Source organism: Thermostichus lividus PCC 6715, from assembly GCF_002754935.1.
In the GTDB taxonomy this organism is placed as follows: Bacteria; Cyanobacteriota; Cyanobacteriia; order Thermosynechococcales; family Thermosynechococcaceae; genus Thermosynechococcus; species Thermosynechococcus lividus.
Genome location: NZ_CP018092.1, coordinates 1 through 22,937 on the forward strand (window position 1 = coordinate 1; position 22,937 = coordinate 22,937).

The following is a 22,937-nucleotide window of genomic DNA, read 5'->3' on the forward strand; positions in this document are numbered from 1 at the left end:
ATGATTGTTGAACAGCAGTTGGAATCTTGCGCCCCACTACCTGTCAGAGCGATCTACAATCGTATCACTTCTTGCGAGGCACGGGTAGCCATTGCTAGGCTCACCGTGCGGTGGTGGGTTGTCGTTCCTTGACATTGCGATTAATGAGGTTTTTGTGATTAGTTCTGCCGAGGAACTTTGGTGCCAGATGTTAGAGCGGCTACAACTGCTGTTGAGTCGGCCAACGTTTGAAACGTGGATTAAAACGGCAACGGTACAATCCTTCGATGGGAAGGTCTTGAGCATCTGTGCCCCCAATCCGTTTGCCCGTAACTGGTTGCAGAAGTATTACCTGAAAACCATTGCCGATGTGGCGCGTGAAATTGTTGGCGAAGCCATCACCATTGAGTTAGCGATCGCCCAAGGCGCAGAGCACGACACCAGTATTCGCCCCATCAACCGTTCGGAGGTAGAGCCGGGGGTGAGTTCACCAGCGCGGCAGCGGGGCAGCGATCTAAATCCTAAGTATGTCTTTTCCCGCTATGTGGTGGGCCCCAATAACCGCATGGCTCATGCGGCCTGTTTAGCTGTTGCAGAGTCGCCGGGGCGAGAGTTTAACCCGCTGTTTCTTTGTGGCGGGGTTGGGCTGGGGAAAACCCATCTGATGCAGGCCATTGGTCACTATCGTCTCGAAATTGATCCCAACGCCAAAATCTTTTATGTATCGACGGAGCAGTTCACCAACGACCTGATTGCCGCCATCCGCAAAGACAGTATGCAGAGCTTTCGTGAGCACTACCGCGCAGTGGATGTGATGCTTGTGGATGACATTCAGTTTATTGAGGGGAAGGAGTACACCCAAGAGGAGTTCTTCCATACCTTTAACACCCTCCACGAAGCCGGCAAGCAGGTGGTGCTCGCCAGCGATCGCCCCCCCAGTCAAATTCCACGCTTGCAGGAGCGACTGTGTTCCCGCTTTTCGATGGGGCTAATTGCCGATATTCAACCCCCCGATCTCGAAACCCGCATGGCTATTCTGCAAAAAAAAGCCGAGTACGAAAATATCCGCTTGCCGCGGCAGGTCATTGAATACATTGCCGCCAGCTACACTTCCAATATTCGCGAGCTAGAAGGGGCACTGATTCGGGCGGTGGCGTACATTTCAATTTCTGGGCTACCCATGACCGTGGAAAACATTGCACCGGTTCTGAGTCCGGCAACCCGCAAAATTGAAACGTCGCCGGAGATCATTTTGCAAGTCGTCTCAGAGACCCTCAATGTCCCTATAAGCGATCTCAAAGGCAACTCGCGCCGTCGGGAAATTAGTGTGGCGCGTCAGGTGGGGATGTATCTGATGCGGCAATACACTGGCTTGAGTTTGCCAAAAATTGGCGAAGAATTTGGTGGTAAAGACCATACTACGGTCATGTATAGCTGTGATAAGGTGGCGGAACTGCAACGCAGCGATCCGGAAATGGGTAGCCTGCTGCGGCAATTGAGCGATCGCATCAACCTTGCCAGTCGGCCAACAGAACCATAACATCCTTACGGGTGTTCGGTGCTCTAAAATCTGCGGATTTGAGCGACTTGGTGTTCTTGCGCTAGGGTAGAGTTACACTGCCGAGGTTGTTGCCATGACTGCCACCACTGATCTTGAAGGCTGTGCATTTTTAGCCGCTCAAGCAAAAGTCAAGTCCTATTTGGCATCTTGGTTTCAGTTAGGCAAGCGCGTCTGTATTTGGGGTGGGAAACAGCGACTCCTACCGCAGCCAGTGCTGCAGGGCGATCGCTACAGTCAAGCCTTTGAGGCGTGCTGGGCATTCTTAATGTCTGAGCACTCAGGAGACTGTTTTTTAGAAGACACGAATGAAACCATTGCGCAACTGCTGACCCAGTGCTGGGACATTACCCCCTGTGCCCGCTGCCAAATGCCCATTGCCTTGCCTTGTAATGGCTTACCACCGATTCACTGTCCCTGCGCTAGCCTTGGGAACTGGCCGAATTTTGATCTGCCCCTTCCCCGTGCCCCCATCAACCCCCGTACGCATCTGCTGTCGCTACAAAAACGCCTAGGGGTCTAGAGGGAATGGTGTGGGACGCTCCCCTACCCCCCGTGCTGCATCCCCAATGGCAATCTAGGCCACAGGTTTTGAAGCCCCAGTCCCTCCATCTGTGGTGGGTTCTTTTGCCGCGCCATCAACCCCGGCAAGCAGTTCTCCGCCAGTATCTGCGCCTCTATCTGCCAGATCTAGACGAGGCGCCTCTGCCCACCACGGCTTCAGGAAAACCCTATTTACCCCAGTTGAACTTTAATTGGAGTCACTCCCAAGAGATTGCGCTCCTTGCTGTCAGTGGTGCATGGGCGGTGGGTGCTGATATAGAAGTGGTGCGCCCCCACCCCCATCGGCAGGCGATCGCGCGGCGTTTTTTTGGTGCTGGGCTGCAAACAGCTTTAGCGGCTGCGCCTGAGGAGGAGCGCGATCGGGTATTTCTATACGGGTGGACCTACTACGAAGCGTGGCTCAAAGCCCATGGCGGCTCGCTATGGCAGTTGCCACCAGCCCTAGAACCCCACTATGCCTATCGCTTTGGGGTTGGCGATCGCGCTGTGGCTACTGTTGTCACCCTTTGCCCTGATCCGCCCGATGTGCAGTTTTTCCGGCTGCCACCGCACAATTGCGCATAAAAAATGCTGATGAAATGCTCATAGGCTCTCGCTCCCCCGCGTAAGGAACAGTACGATCAATGAGACCGTCCAACCAGCAATAACTGCAGCAAGAACACAGCAGAGCCGTTTAGACGTTTTGAGGAGTTGACCGATGAAACGCTTGCAAAAACTGGGCTTAGGCATTTTAATGATGGCTTGTTTTGGTACGGCTGTCCCCCAGCCGGCTGAAGCAGGAATGTTTACCCAAACGGAGGTGGAGCAGTCGAACTATGTTGTCATGGCGGTTCCCATTGCCCGCGGGGGCTATCGTCTGTTAGTTGTGGAGCAAATCAAAAATACACGTCCCTGCTGGAGTGAATCTGGGAGCAATCCCATCGTTGTGGATCCCCTGTTGACCACCTTTGACTTTACGGGGATCTGTGGCCGTGCTACCGACAGCAATGGCTATTCCATTCGCGTTGCCCAGCAGGACTTAGGGTTGCAGTACAGCTTACGCATCGAGCAAGGCAACGGTGAACTCGTTCTTGTGGGCAGCAGCCACCGGGGTGGGCCTGCAATGGTGATTGGCCGCACCTATGGTATGCAAGAGGGGCAATTTCTGAAATTTATCTTGGAGCCGGGCTGGCGGCTAACCCGGCGTACCTACGAAGGGCGGGTTCTCGGCCATGTTTACTTCACAAACGATTCTTGGGAAGCGGCAACGGGTGCAGCCCCTGCCTCGGTGAGCAACCAAGAGGTACCCCCACCCGTGCCTGTCAGCAATAAAGTCAACCAATTACCGACGTCAGCTGCCCCGATCTCCATCCCTGTACCTAGCCCCCAAAGCTAAGCAACTTGGCGAAAATGCGCCAGAAACTCCTGATTGCCAGCAGGGCCTAAAAGGGGGGATGGGGTCAGCCCTAGGCACGTCCATCCTTGTTCTACCGCCGCTGCAATGACCTGAGCCACAGCGTCGCGCCGTGCTTGGTCATCGCGCACCACTCCCTTCTTGCCGAGGCGATCGCGCCCCACTTCAAACTGCGGCTTAATCAGCGCAATTAATTCTCGCGGGGGCAGCAATAGGTGCCAAAGAGCCGGTAGAACCTTGGTCAAGGAAATAAAGGAGACATCCACAACCCCCAGATCCGGACGCGGATCCTCAGGGGCATAGAGGTCTGCCGCAGTGAGATGGCGCAGATTTGTGCGCTCTTTAAGCACAAGCCGTGGGTCTTGGCGTAGTTGCCAAGCAACTTGGCCGTAGCCCACATCAACGCCATAGACCCGTTTTGCCCCTGCTTGCAGCAAACAGTCGGTAAAGCCGCCGGTTGAAATGCCGCCGTCAAGGCAGACGCGATCGCGCACCACGATGGCAAAGGTCTCTAGGGCATGGGCTAGTTTTTCACCCCCTCGCGACACGTAGGGGGATCGCGCCTTGATCTGAATTGTGGCATCGATCGCCACTAATGTGCCCGGCTTGTCAATGGGAACGTGGTTCACTTGCACGTCGCCCGCCCGAATCCAACGTTGTGCTTGTTGGCGGCTCTCGCACAGGTGCCGTTCTACCAAAAGGACATCGAGGCGTTCTTTTGCAGGGGTCATTGAGCGTTTTGGAGAAGGGCAAAGGAGAAGTACTGGTTCACATCCAGCGCCAGACCGCTAATGCTGGGCTGGCTAAAGAGGGTGGTTTGACTTTGCCACAACGGGATAAAGGCCACGGCCTCAGCATTTAGAACTTGCAGTTGGCGCAATAGCTCATCTCGCCGCTGGGGATTCGTTTCACGACGGCTGGCGGCAATGAGGGTATTGGCCTGGGGACTGTAAAAGAACGACCCCCAAGCGGCACTGGCACCACTGTCGCATCCCGCTGTGGTTGAACCGCGATCGCAGCTTAGAAATGGCTCTAAATAGTTATCGGGATCATAGAAATCCCCATACCAGTCCAGCATAACCAGCGGGTAAGCCCCCGTGTCCAGATTGCGGTAAATGGTGGCAGCGTCAGCACTGTCGAGTTGTACCCGCACGCGATCGCCCAAGTCGCGCTCTAAGGAAGCTTTGAGAACAGTAGCTGCCAAAACATTACTGGGAATGTTGGCGCGATACCAGAGGTTTACGACAAGGGGGTGTTCCGCCGTCACGGCAGCCGCCTCTAGCCACTGAGCCACTGTAGCGGGCTGACCGTCCCCGTAGCGATCGCGAAACACTGGCTCACTCACCGGAAATAAGGTAGGGACAAGGGAATAGAGCGGATCCACTGCCCCAGAAACACCCGTTCCTCCAGCCGTTGGCGATTGATGCTGGCCGCTAGCAGTTGCCGTGCCCCTAACTGATCCCAAGGGGGCTGCCGCAGGTTGAGGCTGAGCACCGTAATGGCATTTCCCTCGCCAGCGATCACCTGCCAGTGGTGGGTGCTGGCCTGCTCCGTGAGGGCGCGAATTTGATTCGGGTCCAAGGCTCCAGCGGCAATATCCACACTGCCCGTGCGAAAGGCATTGTAAAGATTGGCGCTACTGGAAAAGACTTGCAGGCGAATCCCTTGATTGCGAGGGGGATCACCCCAGTATTCCCTAAAGGGTTTGAGGTGCACCCCATCGGTGCCGTAGGCGGCTAATTGGTAAGGGCCTGTTCCCACAAACTGGTTGGGCAGAAAGCGATCCGCTGCCGCTGCGTAGGCCGTTGGCGAAATAGCACACAGGCCACTAAAGGCCAGTAGGTGGGGCAAGGCTACAAAGGGTTCCTTGAGTTGAATTTCAAGGAGATCCTCCCGCAGTGCCCGAATGGCCGCCACTCGCCCCGCCAACAGCGAGGAGGGTTGGCCACCACTGTCCATAAACCGTTGCAGCGAAAACACCATGGCCGCTGCATTAAAATCAGTACCATCGTGAAAGCGCACCCCCCGCCGCAGGGGAATCCGATAGGTTAGGCCATCCGCGCTGACCTCCGGTAACGCTGTTGCTAACTGAGGTACAAGTTCATGGCTGTTGGGGGCATAGGTATAAAGGCGATCGCCCATATTGTAAAGAAGTAACCCGGCAAGGGTTTCGTAGGCATCGGCAGGATCTAAGGTACGCAGGCGAGCCGTAGTGCCAATGACAATGGTGTCGCGCTCTGGAGTGCCCACGAGGCGATCGCCTCCACAGGCCCCCAAAAATATGGTGAAGAACAGCGCAAGGCCCAACCAAAAGAGTCGCTGCCAACAAGACCGAGACATCAACACCAAAAAAAACTTAGACGAAAGGGCGAGCGATGGGATTCGAACCCACGAATGGTGGAACCACAATCCACTGCCTTAACCTCTTGGCTACGCTCGCCATGCTTCTTAAGCTAGTCTTTGATTGTAACATTTTGGCTTTATATTTCTCCATGGCTCTGCCTCTTAATTCACGTTCTTACTATTCATGGTTAGCTGGGGGTGTTGCTCTCACCGCCGTGGCCGCCGGGGTCACCAACCCCACCCCTGCCGATTACCAGCGCCGTGCCACCACAGAAATTAATACGTTTCTGCTCACCCACGTGTGTCCGCAGTTGATGCAGCAAACGACGGCGATCGCGCCGTTAGTCATAGACACCTGCGAAGACTTAGAAGTGGGAGCGGCTGAGGAGATTGAGCGCTACATTGCTTACCATACTCGCGCCTATAATCTTGGGGTGGCCACCCTATTTGTGACCGAGTTACCGATCCAAACCGTTTGGAGCCTCGGTGCCTTTGGCCAGATTGTGCCCCTCCCCCTGAGCTAGCTACGGAACAGCCGACAGTACTGGGTTTCGTGCTGCATACTGGCCAAGGCCAAACCAAGGGTACAACTTCCTAAGTCATCATCCGTGCACTGCACACTCTGCTGCACAGCCGCACCTAACTCACCCTGAAGCTGCCGCAGGAGAACTTGCCCCGCCGTTTGTCCCAAGGGAATCAGTTTTACCCCAGCACCAATGAGGGTGCTCAACCAACTGTGGAGATACCCCAATACCGCCGTTTCCAGAGGAATGGCTGCCATGGCCGCAGCAATACTAAAGGCAATACTCGTATTCCACGGATAGGGATGCGCTGTGGGAAGTTCCGCCGGCAGGCGATCGCCCTCAAGGGTCTGTACCAGTTCCATCAACGCCGTCCCCATCTGCCAGTTCTGCGCCCGCAGTTCCTCAGTTTCCCGCGCCGCCGAAAGCCAGGCATTCCAGTACCGCAGCCGCTCTATATCGGTTGCCATAAACGCTCGATAGGCTCTGACCATCACCGCAGCCTCCAACTGGGCACTGCCCGCCCTCAGCTCAAAGGTCAGCCAGTCTTTAAGGGCATTGGCCGTGGTTAACTGCTGCTGCGCCACTAGCGTTTCTAACCCTTCAGAATAGTTAAAGCCGCCAATGGGTAGCGTTGGACTCACCCACTGCAACAGGGTTAAAAGCGATCTATCCGTGAGCATGGGAGGGGTAGGCTCCGCTTTCGGGGCAAAAGGCAGCGATCTCAAAGGTGACCGTTAGCCCCCGCTGCTCCAGCAATGTTTGCAGTACCGGATCCGCCGCAAGGCGCAAATGACTGGCATGGATCTCGAGGGGCACATGGCGATTGCCCAAATGGTAAGCAGCCTGTAGCAAGGACAATGCATCCGCCCCCTTGACCCGCAGTGTGGGTTCCGGCTTGGCCAGAATTTTGGCCACAACGGTACCATCGTCCGTCGCCACAAACTCTCCGGGGCGCAGGATCGTTCCCCGCGATAACTTTAAATACAATGCCTGCCCCTCCTCGCTTTGGCAGTAGAGACGACTGCGACACCGCTCTTCCGCCGTTAGGGCAAGGTGTAAGCAGCGGGCAGCCGCCAAGGGTTCCGAACAACGTTGGGTCAGCGTTAACATTACATTAAAGTTAATTCGACAATCTTATCAAAGCGAAACCCCTTCACAAGCTGCTGTAGCCCCTCAATCAATATCGCTTCTTCTAGGGAAATATCGGCAATTAATTCCTGAATCCGCTTGCTGTTGAGTTTCTTGGCCGCCTGTTGCAATTCGGCAATCCACGGGCGAGGCATCACCATGAGAGCGGCAGGATCAAGGGTCACCGGCCGGGGCGTGGCAGGAACCGCAGCGATCGCCAGCGTGTCATAGCGATACTCGAGAGCGAGGTGGTGGGCAAGGCGCTCAAGAATCGTTTGGGGACGGAAGGGCTTGGCGATATAATCGTCACAGCCAATGTGGAGCAGTTCTTGCTTATCGTGCTCAAAGCTACTGGCCGTCACGGCTAGAATTTTTGGAGACTGCTCGCCGCCGTGGGCTTTAATATAGCGGGTAGCGGCTTTGCCGTCCATCACTGGCATCCGAATATCCATTAAAATAGCGTGGGGGTGCCAAGCCTGCCACTGCTGAATGGCCTCCTGACCATTTTCGGCTTCGCGGCACTGAAACCCCAATGGCTCCAGCAACTGCACAAGTAGCTGACGGTTTTCCGCGAGATCGTCCACCACCAGAATTCGCACCTCAGCCGTGGGGTCTGCCAACCCAACAATGGAACGGGGAGTTTCCTCCCGTAGATCTTGGGTCTCCCCTAGGCCAACCGTAATCTCAAACGCAAAGTGGCTGCCGTGTCCTTTTTCACTGTGGACGTGAATATCCCCCCCCATCAGTTGCACAAATTGGCGACTAATGGCCAGCCCCAGTCCGGTACCCTCGCTCACTTTTTTTGCTACTGCTGGTTTGCACAAAGGGCTGAAAAAGCTGGCTCACCTCCTCTTCACTCATGCCAATGCCCGTATCGCTCACTTCAAAGGCTAGGCGCGGCGGATCGGTAGCGTGGTAGTGCACCTTGAGCGCCACCCCCCCGTCCTTCGTAAATTTAATGGCATTGCCAAGGAGGTTCACCAAGACCTGACGCAGTTTCATTTCATCAGTTTTGATGGCGGGGGGTAACTCTGGCGGCAGATCAAAGAGCAAGCGCAACCCCTTGGCTTCGGCGCGCACCCGTAACATGTCCCGCAGGGTGTCGAGCATCCGCTGCAAATCAAAGGTCGTTTCTTGCAACGTAATCCGTCCCGCTTCGATTTTGGCCATGTCCAACACATCGTTGATCAAGCCCAGCAGGTGCTCACCGCTGCGATTAATGGTTTCAAGGGTTTTGCGGTGCTGAGCGCCAACGGAGCGATCGCCAAGGAGAATTTGACTAAAGCCGAGAATGGCATTGAGGGGCGTACGCAGTTCATGGCTCATGTTGGCCAAGAAAATACTTTTGGCCTTATTAGCAGCTTCTGCGGCGTCCTTTGCTTTAATGAGTTCCTGTTCTGCCCGTCGTCGTTGATAGGCCGCAAGACTAATGGTGACAATATCCGCCACATTAGAGACAAAGCTGCGCTCTTCCACAAGCCAGACGCGCGGTTCCGCCACCTGCTCAACGCAGAGAATGCCGAGCAGTTGACCATTAAAGACAATGGGGGCATCAATCAGGGAGCGCACGTCATAGGTCAGGGCATAGTCCCGTAGTTCATGGGTGCGGGGGTCAGCAAGTAAATCGTCCACCACGAGTGGTTCGCCCTTTTGCAGCAGCTTGAGATACTCAGGATAGATGGGCTGGCGGTTGTGCTGTGGCTCTTGGCCAGTGGCAGCATCGTACTGAGCAATGCACAGGAGATGATCCCCCTGTAACTCCCATGCGGTCACCCGCTTCACCTTGAGGGTGGTAGCCGTGGCCTGAATAATTTCCTGCAGCGCCTTACGAAAATTGCCTTGCTGAACGTGGGGAGACTGGCTCAATCGCACCAAGGCTTCATTGTGGGTGTACAGAATCTTTTCTTTCTGGAGGAGTTGAGTGTTGGCCGCCGCCAGTTCCGCCGTGCGGTGAGCCACTTCCTCTTCAAGGCGTTGGTTAAAGCGATGAAGTTCGCTGAAATTTGCCTGAAGTTGCCCGGCCATATCCACAAAGGTGCGCCCCAAGTTGCCAATTTCATCTTTGCCAGTGGTATCCACACCCCCACTGATGTCTAAATCGCCAGCGGCAATTTTGCGAGCCGCGCTGTCCAGCTTTTGGATGGGTTGCACCATATAGCCGGTAACCAGCCATGTCACAATGCTAATCAGGCCAAAGGAGGTGACGAGAATCAGTAGGCCAAACCGGGTTTCTTGATGGACAAAGGCAAGAAATTCTGCCTCATCAAGGCGAATGGCTAAGCTCCACTGGGCTTGGGAAATTGGGGCATAAAAGATCCACTGTCGTCGGCTTGAGCTCCAGTCCTGCATCCAGCGATGACCGGTTTGGCCAGCTACCATCGCCGCCCCTAGTTCTTTCAAATCTGACCGATTCTGTGCCTGGGCAACCTCAAAAACAGACTGTCCGATGTAGGTCTGATCGCCATGGAAAATAACCTGTCCCTGATGATCCAGCACAAAAAACTGCGCTTCTTGCAACCCCTCAATATCTATCTGCTCTTCAAGGCTCTCTAGGGCAACATCTACGGTGGCAACACCACGAATTTGGCCGTTGCGACGAAATGGTGCTGAGAAGGTGACCATGAGGGCATTGCCAGCCCCCTTATCAAAGTAGGGTTGACTCCAGCGGGCTTGACCTGTCCGTACAGCCTCGCTATACCACTGCCATTGGGGCTCGGTGTAGTCATAGACTTGCCCTGTGTCCACCTTGCGCAGTTGATTCCCCTGCTTAAACACGTAGGGGCAAAAGAGGCGTTTTTGGGGTGAAAAGCTGTAGGGGGCAAAGGCGATCGCCGACCCGTAGGTCAACGGATTCAGTTGTACGTTTTTTGTTAAGAACTGATAAAGCTCTGCCTCACTAGCCGTGGGAAGCGCTTCAAGGGCATGAGCCGTTGTGCTGGCTAGCTCTGCTATCTGTCTCAAGTTGTCGTTAAACTGCGTCGCATACAGCACCACCAAATGCTGCTGCCATTCCTCGTAATCAAGGGTATTGCGGCGCACGATGCGGGAGCGAATGTACAAAAACAGCCCTGTATAGATCACCACAATGGGTAACAGCGTCCACAGCAAAAGTTTGTGGCGGAAGGATAATTGACCCACCATGGCGATCGCCCTCCAAGGATGCGGCGCAACTGAATGTCTCTATCCTAGGGTGAGACAGACTGCAGGGTGTTGCAAATGCCTACTGGTGAAAAAAGTCGAGGAGAATGCGCTGATGCATACTCCCCAGGGGGCGGGGTTCCCCAAGGGTGGTGGCAAAATGAACCCCCTGCACCACGGACGCATAGGGCACCAAATCCATCCCTTGGCCTTCCTGTAGATCAAGCGCATCGAGACCACAGGTTAAAGGGGCAACAAACACAGACCGCCGCGCATAGGGATCCACATACTCCCCAAAAAACCTGCATTCAGGAAGGCGATAGCCAATTTCTTCATAGACTTCGCGCACCACTCCCATTTCAGGGGTTTCGCCGGCCTCTAAGTGACCGCCAAATAAGCCCCAGTGCCCGGGGTAAAGAATCGTTGCAACGTCATCGCGCAACTGCATGAGGACGCGATCGCCTTGGTAGAGAATAGCAAGGGAAACGTGGATCAGGGGTGATGCGGCCATACATCTGAGGTATTTGGTATCCAGAGACACCTTAACCCATGACTGACATTTGTAAAGTAAAATGGAAGCTATCTATCCCCTAGATGTATCAGACCGTGCAGCGTAATCTTCCCTAACCCCTACCATTGAGACCTGTTTGAGACCCATGCGCTGCCTAGGGACAATCCAAGAAACCACCGTTAAGTGCCCTATCGTTACTCCTCCTATAGCAATTGTTGTACGAACTCATCCCTTGCATAAGATTTTACAAACTGGTATATAGTGGCACACTCTTAAGATTGTCTTAATATTTTCTTGGGGGTTGTCGTATCGGTTTATTCGTTTTGTGGAGTTTGTTGTGTTATGTTTTATCGCTTAGCCGAGCAACATCGCCAGTTTATCCGAGATCTGGTCTTGAATTTGCAAGCCTTAGCCACTGCCCTTGAGCATCGTGGGTTCATGGCCTCGTGCTACACCTGTGGTGGCGAGCTGAACAGTGCCTCCTTCATGGTCAGTTTGGCCGACAACCACCTCATCCGCTTTTTAGTGTCGGACTATGGCATTACCTGGACAGAAATGCGCGATGATCGCGAACTCATGAAATTAGAGGGGGCAGATGCCATTAATCAACTGCAAGAATTAGCCAACCTCTTAAAACAATCCCCCACCGTAGCAGTCACGGTCTAGGCGCTGCCGGTTATTCCTAGGGCTGACCATTCCCTGAGCTAGCAACAACGCTGTAGTGCTAGGTTAGAAATACACCTTGGCCCCTGCGTTGATCCCACGCCATAATCCATGACCGAATTGTCTTTTAATTGGCAGCATCAGTACCTCTACGTTAACCAAGTTCGCCTGCATTACGTCACCCAAGGCACAGGTGATCTCGTCGTTTTGCTCCACGGTTTCCCGGAATTTTGGTACTCGTGGCGATTCCAAATTCCCGTTTTGGCGCGGCATTTCAAGGTGGTGGTGCCAGATTTGCGGGCTATAACGACTCTGATAAACCTAGCCACGGCTATGATCTCGATACCCTCAGTCAAGATGTGGTTGCCCTCATTCAGGAACTGGGCTATGAGCGGGCACATATTGTAGGCCACGACTGTGGCGGGCTGATTGCGTGGCATGTGGCGGCTCGCTTCCCCCAGATGGTGCAGCACTTAGCGGTACTGAATAGTCCCCATCCTTACCGCACGGGTCAAGAACTATGGCAGCAGCTAGAGCAGTTTTGGCGCACTTGGCCACTGTTGGCCTGTCATATTCCTGGGTTGGCAGAATACTGGCTCGGCCAAAATTTACAGGGCTTTCTCCACGATCTGTTTCAGCGGTACTCCATTCGCAAGGCAGCTTTTTCCACAGAGACGCTGCAACTGTACCAAGCGGCTCTCGAAAAGGCGGGGGCGATCGCCGCTGTCCTCAAAAGTTATCGCCACCTATGCTCCCCCCAGCAATGGTGGCAGTTGTTGCAACAGCACAGAGAAGCCATTACTAGCCCCACCCTCGTCCTCTGGGGAGCCGATGATCCCCTTGCGCAACCAACCCTTGCAGACGGTATGGGACAGTGGATTCATGCCCCATGGCGACTCAAGTGGTTGCCGGAGTGTGGCCATTGGGCACAACAGGAAGTTCCCGGCCTCGTCAATCGTGAACTCCTCGCCTTTTTACGGGCATAAAAAATCCCTCCCCCACCTTGGGAGAGGGATGCCTGCCAAGGGTTCAGCCTAAGCTAACCACTCCAACACCGCTTCTTCTTTGGTATTAGTGCGGCGCTCAGGGGTTTCGCGGGTGAACTTCATGTGGATGGCACGGTTTTGCTCGCCATCTGCCGCCACCGCCAAAATTGGGAAGTCAATCAACCCATCTTGGAACGACATCTGGAAGCGGAAGGTGCCATCGGGGTTCAGCTTAATGGGGCGACCACCAATGGTGACGGTGGCATCCGGCTCAGTGGCACCATAGACAATGAGTTCTGCGTCTGCCACTAACCAGAACTTGCGGGGACGGATCGGTGCTGCCGAAGCTGAGAAGCCTACCCCTGACATTGTCAGGCCAGAAACAGTGGGGACTGCCCACAACCCCACGCCCGAGGGGAACACGTAGGAGCTAATGGCCATTTCTGGCAATTGCGAGATAGAACTGGGAACTTGGTGCATAGAACCAAAGAGAGACCCGGCGACCCGTTGTGCCTCTGCCCCTTCCGCCATGGCAAAGATGCCTTCGTAAATGGGGTTGGGTTCTGCGGTACCCGCTAGGGGTGCCCCTAGATCAAAGAGGGTCTTGCCCCGCAAATCCATGTCCCAATCCACGGTAATGAACTGATCCCACACCCAATCGGAGGGATAGGTCGGCGGGATATGAACCGGGGCAGAGCGTGCCAGCACTAACCAGCGCCCATCGGGGCAACGATAGCCAATTTCAACAACATAGTCGCGATCGCTGACGGGGATAGGTAGGTACCACTCCCGTGCCAATTCATCGCAGGGATACTCTTGAACACTGTGGGGAATTTGACGGTCGAGGTTGATATTGGTGGCATCGTACAGGCGCAGAGCCAGTTGCTGCCCGCCTTGGCGGCGCAGATCTTCACGGTGCTCGTTAGGCACATCCCAGTAGGCATAAGCCCACTGCGGATCCCGGGGCATCAGGACAATGCGGCTTTCGCCGTAGCCGCCGGGTAAATCCCCCAGCCCTTCATCCACTGTGGCTAAAAGAACCTCATCTTGAGCAGGACCGAGATCGAATTTTGCTGCTTCCACTTTTTCTTGCGACTCCAATTTAGAGGGGACAGGTTGTACCGGAATCGTAGTTGTTCCGTTGGCTTCTGCCTGTTTTTCACGGATGGCAGCGAGGAGTTGATCTTTACGCATACGGCTATAGCGGGACACTTGCAGTTCACTGGCGACTCGCCGCAACTGCCGCAACGTCATTTCTTCTAAGGGGGGGCGATCTTTCGGCATAGGTGCCTCCTAAGTAGTGTTGATAGACCTTGCTATCCCTTGCCCTTCATATTTGGCAAAAAAAATCCGCGCCGTCAAGGCAATAAAACGTAACATTGACCAACCGATACGTAATTCCCCGAAATTCGGGGATCGTATGTCATGAATCTATGACATTTATAGCGACTGGGGATCACACGCGTTTCATTCCTGCGGCGGCAGGGATGTCGTTGGGGTACGGGGACAAAGAGTATAGTAAGAACTAAGCCGTACCCGCGTGGGTCTATTTCGTTGCTGTGATGGGTTCAACCATGACAATTGCCTCTAGCCGCTGCCTCGCCGATCTGTGCCGCGCTGACTTCCCGATTTTGGCGCAGCGGGTTCACGATCGCCCCTTAATTTACTTTGACAATGCCGCCACCTCCCAAAAGCCTCTGGCGGTCTTAAATGCTCTTGAGACTTACTATCGCTGCTACAACGCCAATGTTCACCGTGGGGTGCATACCCTCAGCGCCCAAGCCACAACGGCCTACGAAGGGGCGCGGGAAACGGTTGCTCGCTTTATCAATGCGTCTAGTGCTGCCGAGGTCATCTATACTCGCAATGCTAGCGAAGCCATTAACTTGGTTGCCCGTAGTTGGGGGATGACAACGCTGGAGGCGGGGGATGAGATCATCCTCTCGGTGATGGAGCACCACAGTAATTTAATTCCATGGCAGTTTGTGGCACAGCAGACGGGTGCTTGCCTTAAATTTGTGGAGCTGACCCCAGAGCAGACCTTTGATCTGGCGCATTATGAAGAGTTGCTCAGCGATCGCACCCGTTTAGTGGCAGTAGCTCATGTCTCGAATACCTTGGGCTGCCTCAACCCCATTCCGGACATTGTCCGCCTTGCCCATGCCAAGGGAGCGCGGGTACTGGTGGATGCCTGCCAAAGTGTACCCCACCTGCCCATCGATGTGCAGCAGTTGGGCTGTGATTGGCTGGTGGCCTCTGGTCATAAAATGTGCGCCCCTACCGGGATTGGTTTTCTGTGGGGGCGGGCGGAGTTATTGCGGCAGATGCCCCCATTCCTCGGTGGCGGTGAAATGATTGCCGATGTTTTTCTTGACCATGCCACCTACGCCGATATTCCCCACAAGTTTGAAGCGGGTACCCCCGCCATTGCCGAGGCGATCGCCCTCGGGGCAGCTATTGACTACTTAAACCAATGGGGGATGGAGCGCATCCACGCCTACGAGCAAGAGCTAACAGCGTATCTGTTTGAGCGATTGCAGACCCTACCCAATGTCACCCTCTACGGCCCAACCGCTGGCGAGCGAGCAGCCTTGGCCAGCTTTACGGTGGCCCAGGTACATCCCCACGATCTCTCGACGATTTTGGATCAAGCGGGGATTGCCATCCGGGCGGGGCACCACTGCACCCAGCCGCTACACCGCTATCTAGGTGTGCAATCGACGGCACGAGCCAGCCTGTACTTCTACAACACCCGCGAGGAAATTGATCAGTTTATTGTGGCGCTTGGCGAAGCCATTGACTTCTTTGGGGAGGTTTTTGCCTAGGGGGTTAAGCGCAGGAGTTCCTTGGCCTGAGTCTCAAAGCCAGCACTGCTGAGGGCACGGTAGGCGCGATCGGCATCTTCAACCCGGAACTGTGCCCCCAAGCGCACGTACTGATGGTGGCGGCCATCGGTCACCTTCACGACCACCGGTACCTTGGGTAGCTCTCCTCCCTGTTGCTTGAGTACCTCCGCCAGACGATTCTGTGTCTGAATGTCACTGGCTTTTTTCAACCGGCAACTGTACGATAACCAGCTTCACCTCTTCCAGCGGTTCGGCATCTTCAATGACGAGTTGGAGGCGCTCATCCCGCTGATCCACGGTGCCCCACACCAGTAAGCGGTGATCCACACGCAAGTGCTCGTGAATCCGTTCGTAGGCTTTGGGAAAGATAACTGCCTCTGCTTGGCCGGTGAGGTCTTCTAGCTGGGCGATCGCCATGCGATCTCCTTTTTTCGTTGTGATCGGCTTTAACTCAGTAATTAAGACAATGGCACTAATCGTGCTATCGGCACTGGCGTGCTCTAAATCCCCCAAACTAACGGGGGCAACCATGGCCGCAGACCGATGTACATCCTTGAGGGGATGGTTCGAGACGTAAAAGCCAAGGAGTTCTTTTTCCTGCCGTAATTTCTCGGATTCGGGCAAATCTGGCACGGGCGGAGCCGTAGGAGCCGGATCATAGCTGCCCGTGGGTTCAGTGCTCGTGCTGCCCCCCAGCAGATCAAAGAGGTTGACCTGGCCAATCGCCCGATCTTTGGCTCGCCCTTGCGCCCACTCCAGCACCAACGGCAGATCCGCAAGGAGTTGGTTGCGGTTCCGTTGCGGATGCAACTCATCCATGGCACCACAGTTAATCAATGCCTCGATGGCACGACGGTTGAGGACACGGCTATCGACGCGATCGCAAAAATCCCCAAGGCTTTGAAACACACCACCGCGCTCTCGTGCTGTCAGGATGGCTTCAATGGCCCCCTGCCCCACATTGCGTACCGCCGATAAGCCAAAGAGAATTTTTTCGCCCACTGGGGTAAAGTCAATTCTGGAACGATTGACATCTGGGGGCAGTACCTCAATCCCCATACTCAAGCACGTGGCAATGTAGCGCTGCACCTTATCTTGATCACCGCTTGTGGAGGTGAGCAGCGCCGCCATGTACTCTACGGGAAAATGAGCTTTGAGAAAAGCCGTTTGGTAGGTGACGTAGCCGTAGGCGGTGGAGTGGGACTTATTGAAACAGTTGGCAGCAACCACCCCGTTGGCCAGCAAGAAGTTATGATCTCCGGCCAAACCAATATCGTAAACTGCCTCCCAGCCAATCACCCGTCGGCCAATAATTTTCATAGGTTTGCCCGCTCCAATAACCGCTGCTCTCTATTCTAGGCATGGCACCGCGGGCAGATCGGGCAGGCGCAGATCCCGCAAGGGCTGACCCGCTAGGCAACAGTAATAGGCCGTGAACCAATCAGGGGTTTGCACCCCCACACTGGCCAATGCCGCCACCGTCGGAAACGGCCACAGCCGATCAAAAATGACCCCCTGCTGCCAGCTAAATTGCAGAAAGTAACAACCGACCGGGGCATTGAGGGCGCTCAGTAATCGCCGCCCAAGACCATAGAGCTGTTGCCGGTCACGATCCGCTGTATGAATTGGCAATTGCCACTGCCCCGCCACCAGACCCAACACCTCGCCAAAGAGCGTTCCCTTAGCCGTTTGGGCAAGGGGTAACTGATAGATACCACCCTCGGCCACCCGAATCCCCCACTGCGCCACCTGAGCACGCAACGCTCCCACTTCCTGACACTGCTGCCACACTGGTAAGGCTAACGGTGCCATAAACGTGAGGCTATAGTCTAGCTGTTCTAGCGAGGGAGTGTAGGTGTTAGGGGCACTCAGCACGCCCACCTCAATTACGGCTGCCGGATGGGCTTGTCTCAGGAGCGGTACCACCTGATCCACCGTCTGCTCGTAGGACAGCTCGTGTTCGCTAGGCTGTGCGCTACACCAAATGTAAATTCTTCTGGCATTCGTCTGATGCATCATGGGCTGTCTCCAGTGTTTAGATGAAAACGTCAGTATCCTTCACCACAGACCCCAATGCAACCTTTTTAGGTGCCAAGAAGCAAGCCTATTGTCGTCTAGTACAGTTGTGTAAACTACTCCCAGCTAAAGCAGGGAGCTTTTAGTAGCCCTGCAGTTAGCAAGCCAACCACGAGCCTCTGGGGTGGTTTACAACACCCCCAATCGACCGTTACCAGTGCCTTGAACAACCGTTTCTGGTGTCCGCAGTACAATTATAACCTAAAACAACTGAAGTTGCTAAAGGAGCTTTCCTACCCGCACTGAAGTACGGGGCTTCCAGCCCTACCCGATGTGAATGTTTTGATTTGCAAAAATGCATCTAAAGCCAAACCAAATGCTATTAAAACATGATCGAGGAGCGCTGTTTCAAGCCTTCATAACCTTGATTGTGTATTTAATCTTAGTGTTGTTAGACAGTCCGAAGATATATCCACAGCAACTACTAAATAAATTGATATATACGCTCATTGTGACACGAGAGGAACAGAACGTGTACCGTTGGGGCAGGCGGTACCTGATAGGGGCTTCACTGTAGTAGAAATATTAAATTTTGTGCAGAATTTAACACCTGTGGTAGGTATCAATGAATTGATGATGACAACTGACACACATGTAATTTTGCTTACCTCCTCTCTTACCATTCTTACAGATATGAGTAGATTGGCATTCTGGGCATTGTATGAGAACTCATCCTAATTTCTCCCTTTATGATGCAACGCCGTATTTTGGGGCTAGGGTAACGATATTTTGCGGTGGGTAACATTCTGTATCGAAATTAGCTGTAATTTTTTTAAGCGTAGCAATCGCTTTACAATAAAGGTATGAACTAAGAAGGATCATGCTTTCTCAAACACTCATTAAATACTTATTAACAATAATTCTTCTGCGGGGGATAAACGTTCGTTCCTAGCTCCCTATAGTCTTTAGTTTCAACAGAAATACTAGGGCTTTTGATCATTTCTCAAACTGCTTTTGAGGAATTGAGGCAGGTAACATACGTCTCCGGCGGGGGAAGGCGGGGGTTACTATGCTGTATTCTATACTTTGGACGGCAGTCGTTTGCCGTGAGCTTTGTGGTGGCTTTATTAGCTGGGTTACAGATGTTCTGCATACCAATGGCATCTAGTCAGAACTCTGCGTCGGGAACCCTTAGCGTTGGAGCCGTAGTCATCAATAGTTGTAATATAAACCACTCGGTGGTGGCGGGATTACAGCGATCGCCCAATAATGATCGCCGTCTTGAATGTTGGCACCCTAGCAATCGCCAAAATAACGCAGTCAAACCGGAGGTTCACTTAATCAATGAAGGTGAGGGGCAACATCGAGTACTGGTGGTTTACTAATTGACCCAGCGGGTTAGGGAAACGTTTTTGCTGAAACGTCCCTCTATAATGCCAAGATACTGAATATTTCTAAGGTTCAAGGGATGAGGTAGCGGAACGTGTTGTTGTCTCAGCATAGTGACCTGTGGCGGCGGGGGGCAGTGCTCGTTGCGGTTACCGCTTCAACGCTATTGGCGACAGCGTCTTTACAGGCGCAAACTCTACAGGGCGATCGCCTCAATTTGAACGGGCGCGATTATCCTGTGGCCTGGAGTCAGTGGACGAACGATCAAAATCAACAGATCACTGGCATTAGCGATGGCGCCCTTGCCAATCGGTTTGGCCTACTCCTAGGTGATACCAGTGATCCGTGGCAGCAGCCCGTGGCTTGGTTTCAAGAGCAATTTAGCCCCTTGGCCGTTCGCTTTAGCCCAAATGGGATGTACCGCTACCTAGACATCACCCCACTGATCCAGCAGCACCAGTGGCAAGTGCAGCCTCAGGGTACAACGCTGCGGATTACTACGCCCCCCAGTCGCATCCTTAGTTGGCGGCAGGGTCGGCAACCCTGGGGCGATCGCTGGGTCTTTGAGCTAGATCGACCAACCCCTTGGCAGGTTAATCGCCTCACCTTTAGTCGCACGGGCACCACCCCCCGGGATCTCAGCTTAACCATTGAAGCCAGCGGTCAGTTGGCCGCTATTGCGGGGGTAAAAATTACAGCGGCAGCCAATCGAACCGTATTGGAAACCCAAATCGGTGGGACGACTCGGCCAGTGGCCTCCATGCTGTTGAACCCACCGCGCCTCGTGATCGATTTCCGCAATGATGCCCCCCCAGCCCGCACAATTCAGTGGGCACCCGGCCTTCGCTGGCAGGAGCAGACCGTCAATTTGGGGGCACGCCAGTTTCCCGTCAGCCTGTTAGTCATGACCCCCCAAACGCCCGGACTGCGAATCCGCCCGCTGTGGATGAATTCAGCCACCGTAGTGGGGCTGGCAACCCTACCAGAACTGGCACAACGCTGGCAAGCTGCGGCTGCCATTAATGCAGGGTTTTTTAATCGCGATCGCCAAGCTCCCCTTGGCGCCATTCGCAGTGAGAACCAATGGATCTCAGGCCCCATTCTCAACCGTGGCGCCATTGGTTGGAATGACACGGGTCAGATCGTCGTTGGTCGTCTGAGCCTGCGGCAAACCGTTACGACGCCGAGCGGTGCACTGCCCATCGTCACCGTTAACTCTGGCTATGTTCAGGCGGGTCTTGCCCTTTATACCCCGGCGTGGGGGGCAAGCTACACCCCCAAAACAGGGACTGAAACAGTGATTATGGTTCGCAATGAACAAGTCATCAGCCAACGTCCCGTCAGCAGCAACCAGCCCCAAGCCGTAGCAATTCCGCGGGATGGTTACCTACTGGTTGCACGCAACTTTGACTCTGCCCTCGGTAACTTTCCCCCAGGAGCTGCCCTCCAAATTAATACGAGTGCTGTGCCCGCTAGCTTCGATGGCTTTGCCAATATTGTGGGTGCCGGACCACTCCTTGTCGAGCAGGGACGAGTGGTTCTCAATGCAGCCCTTGAGCAATTTGGTGCCGGTCTAGATGCCCAAGCTGCCCCCCGCAGTGCCATGGGGAATCGCAGTGATGGCAGGATTGTTTTTGTAACCACCCATAACCGTGTGGCTGGCTCAGGCCCCACCCTAGGGGAATGGGCACAGGTGGTACAGCAATTAGGCTTAGTGAATGCGGTGAACCTCGATGGCGGTAGCTCAAGCGCCCTTTACCTAGGGGGTGTATTGGTGGATCGGCACTCAGTGACAACCACCCGGGTGAATAATGCCATTGGTGTGTTTTGGCAACCTACACCTTGACCCCCTCGGACTCTATCGGGATGACAGGATTTGAACCTGCGACCCTCTGCTCCCAAAGCAGATGCGCTACCAAGCTGCGCTACATCCCGCAACTACCTACCCTAGCTTAGCATTGAACCCACGCAACTCATCGTTGTCTATGGAGAGCTTTAAAAATTTCTGGAACAAGACCTGCCCCTATCCAATCCCGTCTGCGGTATGATAACGGAAGTCTTGCTATCCCAGTGTATGTGTTAGGAGAGTTCGCAATGACAACGGCTACTGCAACGACCGTACTGGACTACACCAGTGACAGCTATAAAGATGCCTATAGCCGCATCAATGCCATTGTCATTGAAGGGGAGCGGGAGGCTCACGATAACTATCTTCAACTGGGTGAACTGCTACCACAGCACACGGACGAGCTGGTGCGTTTAGCAAAAATGGAAGCCCGCCACAAAAAAGGCTTTGAAGCCTGTGGTCGCAACCTGAGTGTTACGCCAAACATGGAGTTTGCCCAAGCATTCTTTGCGCAGCTACACGGTAACTTCCAAGCGGCAGCGGCTGAGGGCAAAATTGCAACGTGCCTGTTAATTCAAGCCCTGATTATTGAATGTTTTGCGATCGCCGCCTACAACATCTACATTCCTATGGCTGATCCTTTTGCCCGTAAAATTACAGAGGGGGTTGTGAAGGACGAATACACCCACCTCAACTTTGGCGAAGTGTGGCTCAAAGCTAATTTTGCAACAGTGAAAGCAGAGCTAGAGCAGGCCAACCGCGACAACTTACCCATTGTGTGGAAGATGCTCAACGCCGTGGAGGCGGATGCCAAGGTGTTGGGGATGGAAAAAGATGCCCTCGTCGAAGATTTCATGATTCAGTACAGTGGTGCCCTAGAAAATATCGGCTTTACCACCCGCGAAATTATGAAAATGTCTGTTTATGGCCTGACTGCGGCATAATGGTGGCTTAATATACTGTTACGTTTAGTCACCCTATATGTTTGGATTAATTGGTCATCTGACGAATCTTGAGCATGCTCAGGCGGTTGCCCATCAGTTAGGCTATCCCGAATACGCTGATCAAGGTCTTGAGTTTTGGTGCATGGCACCACCGCAGATCGTCGATGACATCACGGTGACCAGTATAACGGGGAAAACAATTTACGGTAAGTACGTGGAGTCGTGCTTTTTGCCAGAAATGCTGGCTCATCAGCGGGTCAAGGCAGCGACCCGCAAAATTATCAATGCGATGGCTCACGCTCAGAAGCACAACATTGACATTACTGCCTTGGGTGGCTTTTCCTCAATCATTTTTGAAAATTTCGACCTCGAGAAAATGTCCCATGTGCGGAACATTGAACTCGATTTTCGTCGGTTTACAACAGGCAACACCCACACCGCCTACATCATTTGTCAGCAAATAGAACAGGCGGCTCCGCAGGTGGGGATTGATCTCAAGAATGCTACCGTGGCTGTGTGTGGTGCCACGGGGGACATTGGTAGTGCGGTGTGCCGCTGGTTAAACACGCAGTTAGATGTTCACGATCTGTTGCTGGTGGCTCGCAACCGCGATCGCCTTGAGGAACTACAAGCGGAACTGGGTCGGGGGAAAATTCTTGAGTTGATGGAAGCGCTTCCCCTCGCGGATATTGTGGTGTGGGTGGCGAGTATGCCCAAGGGGGTAGACCTCGCACCAGAGCAACTCAAGATACCTTCCTTAATGATTGATGGCGGTTACCCCAAAAACATGGGCAGTAAAATTCAGCACCCTGACATTCATGTGTTGAATGGTGGCATTGTTGAGCACGCCCTTGATATTGACTGGAAGATTATGGAAATCGTCAACATGAATGTGCCCTCACGGCAGATGTTTGCCTGTTTTGCGGAGGCTATGATCCTAGAGTTTGAAGGCTGGCACACCAATTTTTCTTGGGGGCGCAACCAAATTACCGTTGAGAAAATGAAACAGATTGGAGTGGTGTCTCGCAAACATGGTTTTCAGCCGCTGTTATTCAATATGAATTAGTTCAGTCAATCACTATTACAACTCACGTTTTAAGGAATTGAAC

Annotated in this window: 19 protein-coding genes, 2 tRNA genes and 4 pseudogenes; 12 read left to right on the forward strand and 13 right to left on the reverse strand. The window is 53.8% G+C overall.

Features of this window, described 5'->3' with window-relative positions; genetic code table 11:
• Positions 1-187: 187 nt before the first annotated feature.
• The 4 genes from dnaA (at position 188) to BRW62_RS00020 (ending at position 3,476) form a co-directional block, all read left to right on the forward strand.
• A complete protein-coding gene (dnaA, locus tag BRW62_RS00005; protein WP_376787951.1) occupies positions 188-1,519 on the forward strand; it encodes a chromosomal replication initiator protein DnaA in 1,332 nt (443 codons plus the stop codon).
• Between the two features lie 94 nt (positions 1,520-1,613).
• A complete protein-coding gene (locus tag BRW62_RS00010) occupies positions 1,614-2,060 on the forward strand; it encodes a hypothetical protein (RefSeq protein ID WP_099797542.1) in 447 nt (148 codons plus the stop codon).
• A 5-nt stretch (positions 2,061-2,065) separates the two neighbouring features.
• Positions 2,066-2,665 carry a 4'-phosphopantetheinyl transferase family protein gene (locus BRW62_RS00015; protein ID WP_198406066.1) on the forward strand — a complete coding sequence of 200 codons (600 nt, stop codon included), beginning with the start codon at positions 2,066-2,068 and terminating at the stop codon, positions 2,663-2,665.
• Between the two features lie 133 nt (positions 2,666-2,798).
• Positions 2,799-3,476: a DUF3747 domain-containing protein gene (locus BRW62_RS00020; RefSeq protein WP_099797543.1), complete on the forward strand. Its 678-nt coding sequence runs from the start codon at positions 2,799-2,801 to the stop codon at positions 3,474-3,476.
• Here BRW62_RS00020 and BRW62_RS00025 read toward each other — a convergent pair.
• The 3 genes and pseudogenes from BRW62_RS00025 to BRW62_RS00035 form a co-directional block, all read right to left on the reverse strand.
• Positions 3,473-4,225 carry a TlyA family RNA methyltransferase gene (locus tag BRW62_RS00025; protein ID WP_099797544.1) on the reverse strand — a complete coding sequence of 251 codons (753 nt, stop codon included), beginning with the start codon at positions 4,223-4,225 and terminating at the stop codon, positions 3,473-3,475. The genes BRW62_RS00020 and BRW62_RS00025 overlap by 4 nt on opposite strands.
• Positions 4,222-5,834: pseudogene (locus BRW62_RS14915) on the reverse strand (ABC transporter substrate-binding protein). Before BRW62_RS14915 ends, BRW62_RS00025 begins: the two are co-directional and overlap by 4 nt.
• 27 nt (positions 5,835-5,861) lie before the next feature.
• Positions 5,862-5,934 (reverse strand) — tRNA-His (locus BRW62_RS00035).
• Between the two features lie 52 nt (positions 5,935-5,986).
• On the opposite strand from BRW62_RS00035, the gene BRW62_RS00040 reads away from it, so the two are divergent.
• On the forward strand, positions 5,987-6,361 hold the full coding sequence (locus tag BRW62_RS00040) for a DUF4359 domain-containing protein (RefSeq protein WP_099799758.1): 375 nt from the start codon (positions 5,987-5,989) through the stop codon (positions 6,359-6,361).
• Here BRW62_RS00040 and BRW62_RS00045 read toward each other — a convergent pair.
• From BRW62_RS00045 to BRW62_RS00060, 5 genes are all read right to left on the reverse strand, one after another.
• Entirely contained in the window at positions 6,358-7,041 is a 684-nt protein-coding gene (locus tag BRW62_RS00045) for an urease accessory protein UreF (RefSeq protein ID WP_099797545.1), read from the reverse strand. The two genes, BRW62_RS00040 and BRW62_RS00045, sit on opposite strands and share 4 nt — an antisense overlap.
• Entirely contained in the window at positions 7,028-7,471 is a 444-nt protein-coding gene (gene ureE / locus BRW62_RS00050; protein ID WP_099797546.1) for an urease accessory protein UreE, read from the reverse strand. Before ureE ends, BRW62_RS00045 begins: the two co-directional genes overlap by 14 nt.
• Positions 7,471-8,286 (reverse strand): ATP-binding response regulator, encoded by an 816-nt coding sequence (locus tag BRW62_RS13180; RefSeq protein WP_198406067.1) that lies wholly within the window; start codon positions 8,284-8,286, stop codon positions 7,471-7,473. The genes ureE and BRW62_RS13180 overlap by 1 nt, the downstream gene beginning before the upstream one ends.
• Positions 8,252-10,630: a PDC sensor domain-containing protein gene (locus BRW62_RS00055; protein WP_198406068.1), complete on the reverse strand. Its 2,379-nt coding sequence runs from the start codon at positions 10,628-10,630 to the stop codon at positions 8,252-8,254. The genes BRW62_RS13180 and BRW62_RS00055 overlap by 35 nt, the downstream gene beginning before the upstream one ends.
• A gap of 79 nt (positions 10,631-10,709) precedes the next feature.
• The gene (locus BRW62_RS00060) at positions 10,710-11,138 is read right to left on the reverse strand and encodes an NUDIX hydrolase (protein ID WP_099797547.1); all 429 of its coding nucleotides are present in this window, start codon (positions 11,136-11,138) and stop codon (positions 10,710-10,712) included.
• A 342-nt stretch (positions 11,139-11,480) separates the two neighbouring features.
• On the opposite strand from BRW62_RS00060, the gene BRW62_RS00065 reads away from it, so the two are divergent.
• On the forward strand, positions 11,481-11,804 hold the full coding sequence (locus BRW62_RS00065; protein WP_099797548.1) for a DUF1815 family protein: 324 nt from the start codon (positions 11,481-11,483) through the stop codon (positions 11,802-11,804).
• A gap of 108 nt (positions 11,805-11,912) precedes the next feature.
• Positions 11,913-12,787 (forward strand): annotated as a pseudogene (locus tag BRW62_RS00070) (alpha/beta fold hydrolase).
• Between the two features lie 48 nt (positions 12,788-12,835).
• Here the strand turns inward: BRW62_RS00070 and BRW62_RS00075 are convergent.
• Entirely contained in the window at positions 12,836-14,071 is a 1,236-nt protein-coding gene (locus BRW62_RS00075) for a DUF4912 domain-containing protein (RefSeq protein WP_099797549.1), read from the reverse strand.
• 290 nt (positions 14,072-14,361) lie between these two features.
• Between BRW62_RS00075 and BRW62_RS00080 the strand changes: the two genes are divergently transcribed.
• On the forward strand, positions 14,362-15,612 hold the full coding sequence (locus tag BRW62_RS00080; protein ID WP_099797550.1) for a SufS family cysteine desulfurase: 1,251 nt from the start codon (positions 14,362-14,364) through the stop codon (positions 15,610-15,612).
• Here BRW62_RS00080 and BRW62_RS00085 read toward each other — a convergent pair.
• From BRW62_RS00085 to BRW62_RS13570, 3 genes and pseudogenes are all read right to left on the reverse strand, one after another.
• A pseudogene (locus BRW62_RS00085) lies at positions 15,609-16,953 on the reverse strand (helix-hairpin-helix domain-containing protein). The gene BRW62_RS00080 and the pseudogene BRW62_RS00085 sit on opposite strands and share 4 nt — an antisense overlap.
• A gap of 30 nt (positions 16,954-16,983) precedes the next feature.
• A complete protein-coding gene (locus BRW62_RS00090; protein WP_198406069.1) occupies positions 16,984-17,652 on the reverse strand; it encodes a hypothetical protein in 669 nt (222 codons plus the stop codon).
• A gap of 612 nt (positions 17,653-18,264) precedes the next feature.
• Positions 18,265-18,372: pseudogene (locus BRW62_RS13570) on the reverse strand (IS1/IS1595 family N-terminal zinc-binding domain-containing protein); the annotation flags it as partial.
• 434 nt (positions 18,373-18,806) lie between these two features.
• Here BRW62_RS13570 and BRW62_RS12985 point away from each other — a divergent pair.
• Entirely contained in the window at positions 18,807-19,034 is a 228-nt protein-coding gene (locus BRW62_RS12985) for a hypothetical protein (RefSeq protein ID WP_157768298.1), read from the forward strand.
• Positions 19,035-19,138: 104 nt separating this feature from the next.
• Positions 19,139-20,884, forward strand: coding sequence for a phosphodiester glycosidase family protein (locus tag BRW62_RS00100; RefSeq protein ID WP_227517448.1), 1,746 nt, complete (start codon positions 19,139-19,141; stop codon positions 20,882-20,884).
• 15 nt (positions 20,885-20,899) lie between these two features.
• Here BRW62_RS00100 and BRW62_RS00105 read toward each other — a convergent pair.
• Positions 20,900-20,973 (reverse strand) — tRNA-Pro (locus tag BRW62_RS00105).
• Positions 20,974-21,132: 159 nt separating this feature from the next.
• On the opposite strand from BRW62_RS00105, the gene BRW62_RS00110 reads away from it, so the two are divergent.
• Both BRW62_RS00110 and BRW62_RS00115 read left to right on the forward strand, forming a co-directional pair.
• Positions 21,133-21,828, forward strand: coding sequence for an aldehyde oxygenase (deformylating) (locus BRW62_RS00110; protein WP_099797552.1), 696 nt, complete (start codon positions 21,133-21,135; stop codon positions 21,826-21,828).
• A gap of 37 nt (positions 21,829-21,865) precedes the next feature.
• Complete coding sequence (locus tag BRW62_RS00115; RefSeq protein ID WP_099797553.1) at positions 21,866-22,894, forward strand: long-chain acyl-[acyl-carrier-protein] reductase; 1,029 nt, start codon at positions 21,866-21,868, stop codon at positions 22,892-22,894.
• Positions 22,895-22,937: the final 43 nt, after the last annotated feature.

Coding starts and splice junctions, on each gene's coding strand:
- dnaA (WP_376787951.1), top strand. CDS start 188: ATGTTAGAGCGGCTACAACTGCTGTTGAGTCGGCCAACGTTTGAAACG.
- BRW62_RS00010 (WP_099797542.1), top strand. CDS start 1,614: ATGACTGCCACCACTGATCTTGAAGGCTGTGCATTTTTAGCCGCTCAA.
- BRW62_RS00015 (WP_198406066.1), top strand. CDS start 2,066: ATGGTGTGGGACGCTCCCCTACCCCCCGTGCTGCATCCCCAATGGCAA.
- BRW62_RS00020 (WP_099797543.1), top strand. CDS start 2,799: ATGAAACGCTTGCAAAAACTGGGCTTAGGCATTTTAATGATGGCTTGT.
- BRW62_RS00025 (WP_099797544.1), bottom strand. CDS start 4,225: ATGACCCCTGCAAAAGAACGCCTCGATGTCCTTTTGGTAGAACGGCAC.
- BRW62_RS00040 (WP_099799758.1), top strand. CDS start 5,987: ATGGCTCTGCCTCTTAATTCACGTTCTTACTATTCATGGTTAGCTGGG.
- BRW62_RS00045 (WP_099797545.1), bottom strand. CDS start 7,041: ATGCTCACGGATAGATCGCTTTTAACCCTGTTGCAGTGGGTGAGTCCA.
- ureE (WP_099797546.1), bottom strand. CDS start 7,471: ATGTTAACGCTGACCCAACGTTGTTCGGAACCCTTGGCGGCTGCCCGC.
- BRW62_RS00055 (WP_198406068.1), bottom strand. CDS start 10,630: ATGGTGGGTCAATTATCCTTCCGCCACAAACTTTTGCTGTGGACGCTG.
- BRW62_RS00060 (WP_099797547.1), bottom strand. CDS start 11,138: ATGGCCGCATCACCCCTGATCCACGTTTCCCTTGCTATTCTCTACCAA.
- BRW62_RS00065 (WP_099797548.1), top strand. CDS start 11,481: ATGTTTTATCGCTTAGCCGAGCAACATCGCCAGTTTATCCGAGATCTG.
- BRW62_RS00075 (WP_099797549.1), bottom strand. CDS start 14,071: ATGCCGAAAGATCGCCCCCCCTTAGAAGAAATGACGTTGCGGCAGTTG.
- BRW62_RS00080 (WP_099797550.1), top strand. CDS start 14,362: ATGACAATTGCCTCTAGCCGCTGCCTCGCCGATCTGTGCCGCGCTGAC.
- BRW62_RS00090 (WP_198406069.1), bottom strand. CDS start 17,652: ATGATGCATCAGACGAATGCCAGAAGAATTTACATTTGGTGTAGCGCA.
- BRW62_RS12985 (WP_157768298.1), top strand. CDS start 18,807: ATGGCATCTAGTCAGAACTCTGCGTCGGGAACCCTTAGCGTTGGAGCC.
- BRW62_RS00110 (WP_099797552.1), top strand. CDS start 21,133: ATGACAACGGCTACTGCAACGACCGTACTGGACTACACCAGTGACAGC.
- BRW62_RS00115 (WP_099797553.1), top strand. CDS start 21,866: ATGTTTGGATTAATTGGTCATCTGACGAATCTTGAGCATGCTCAGGCG.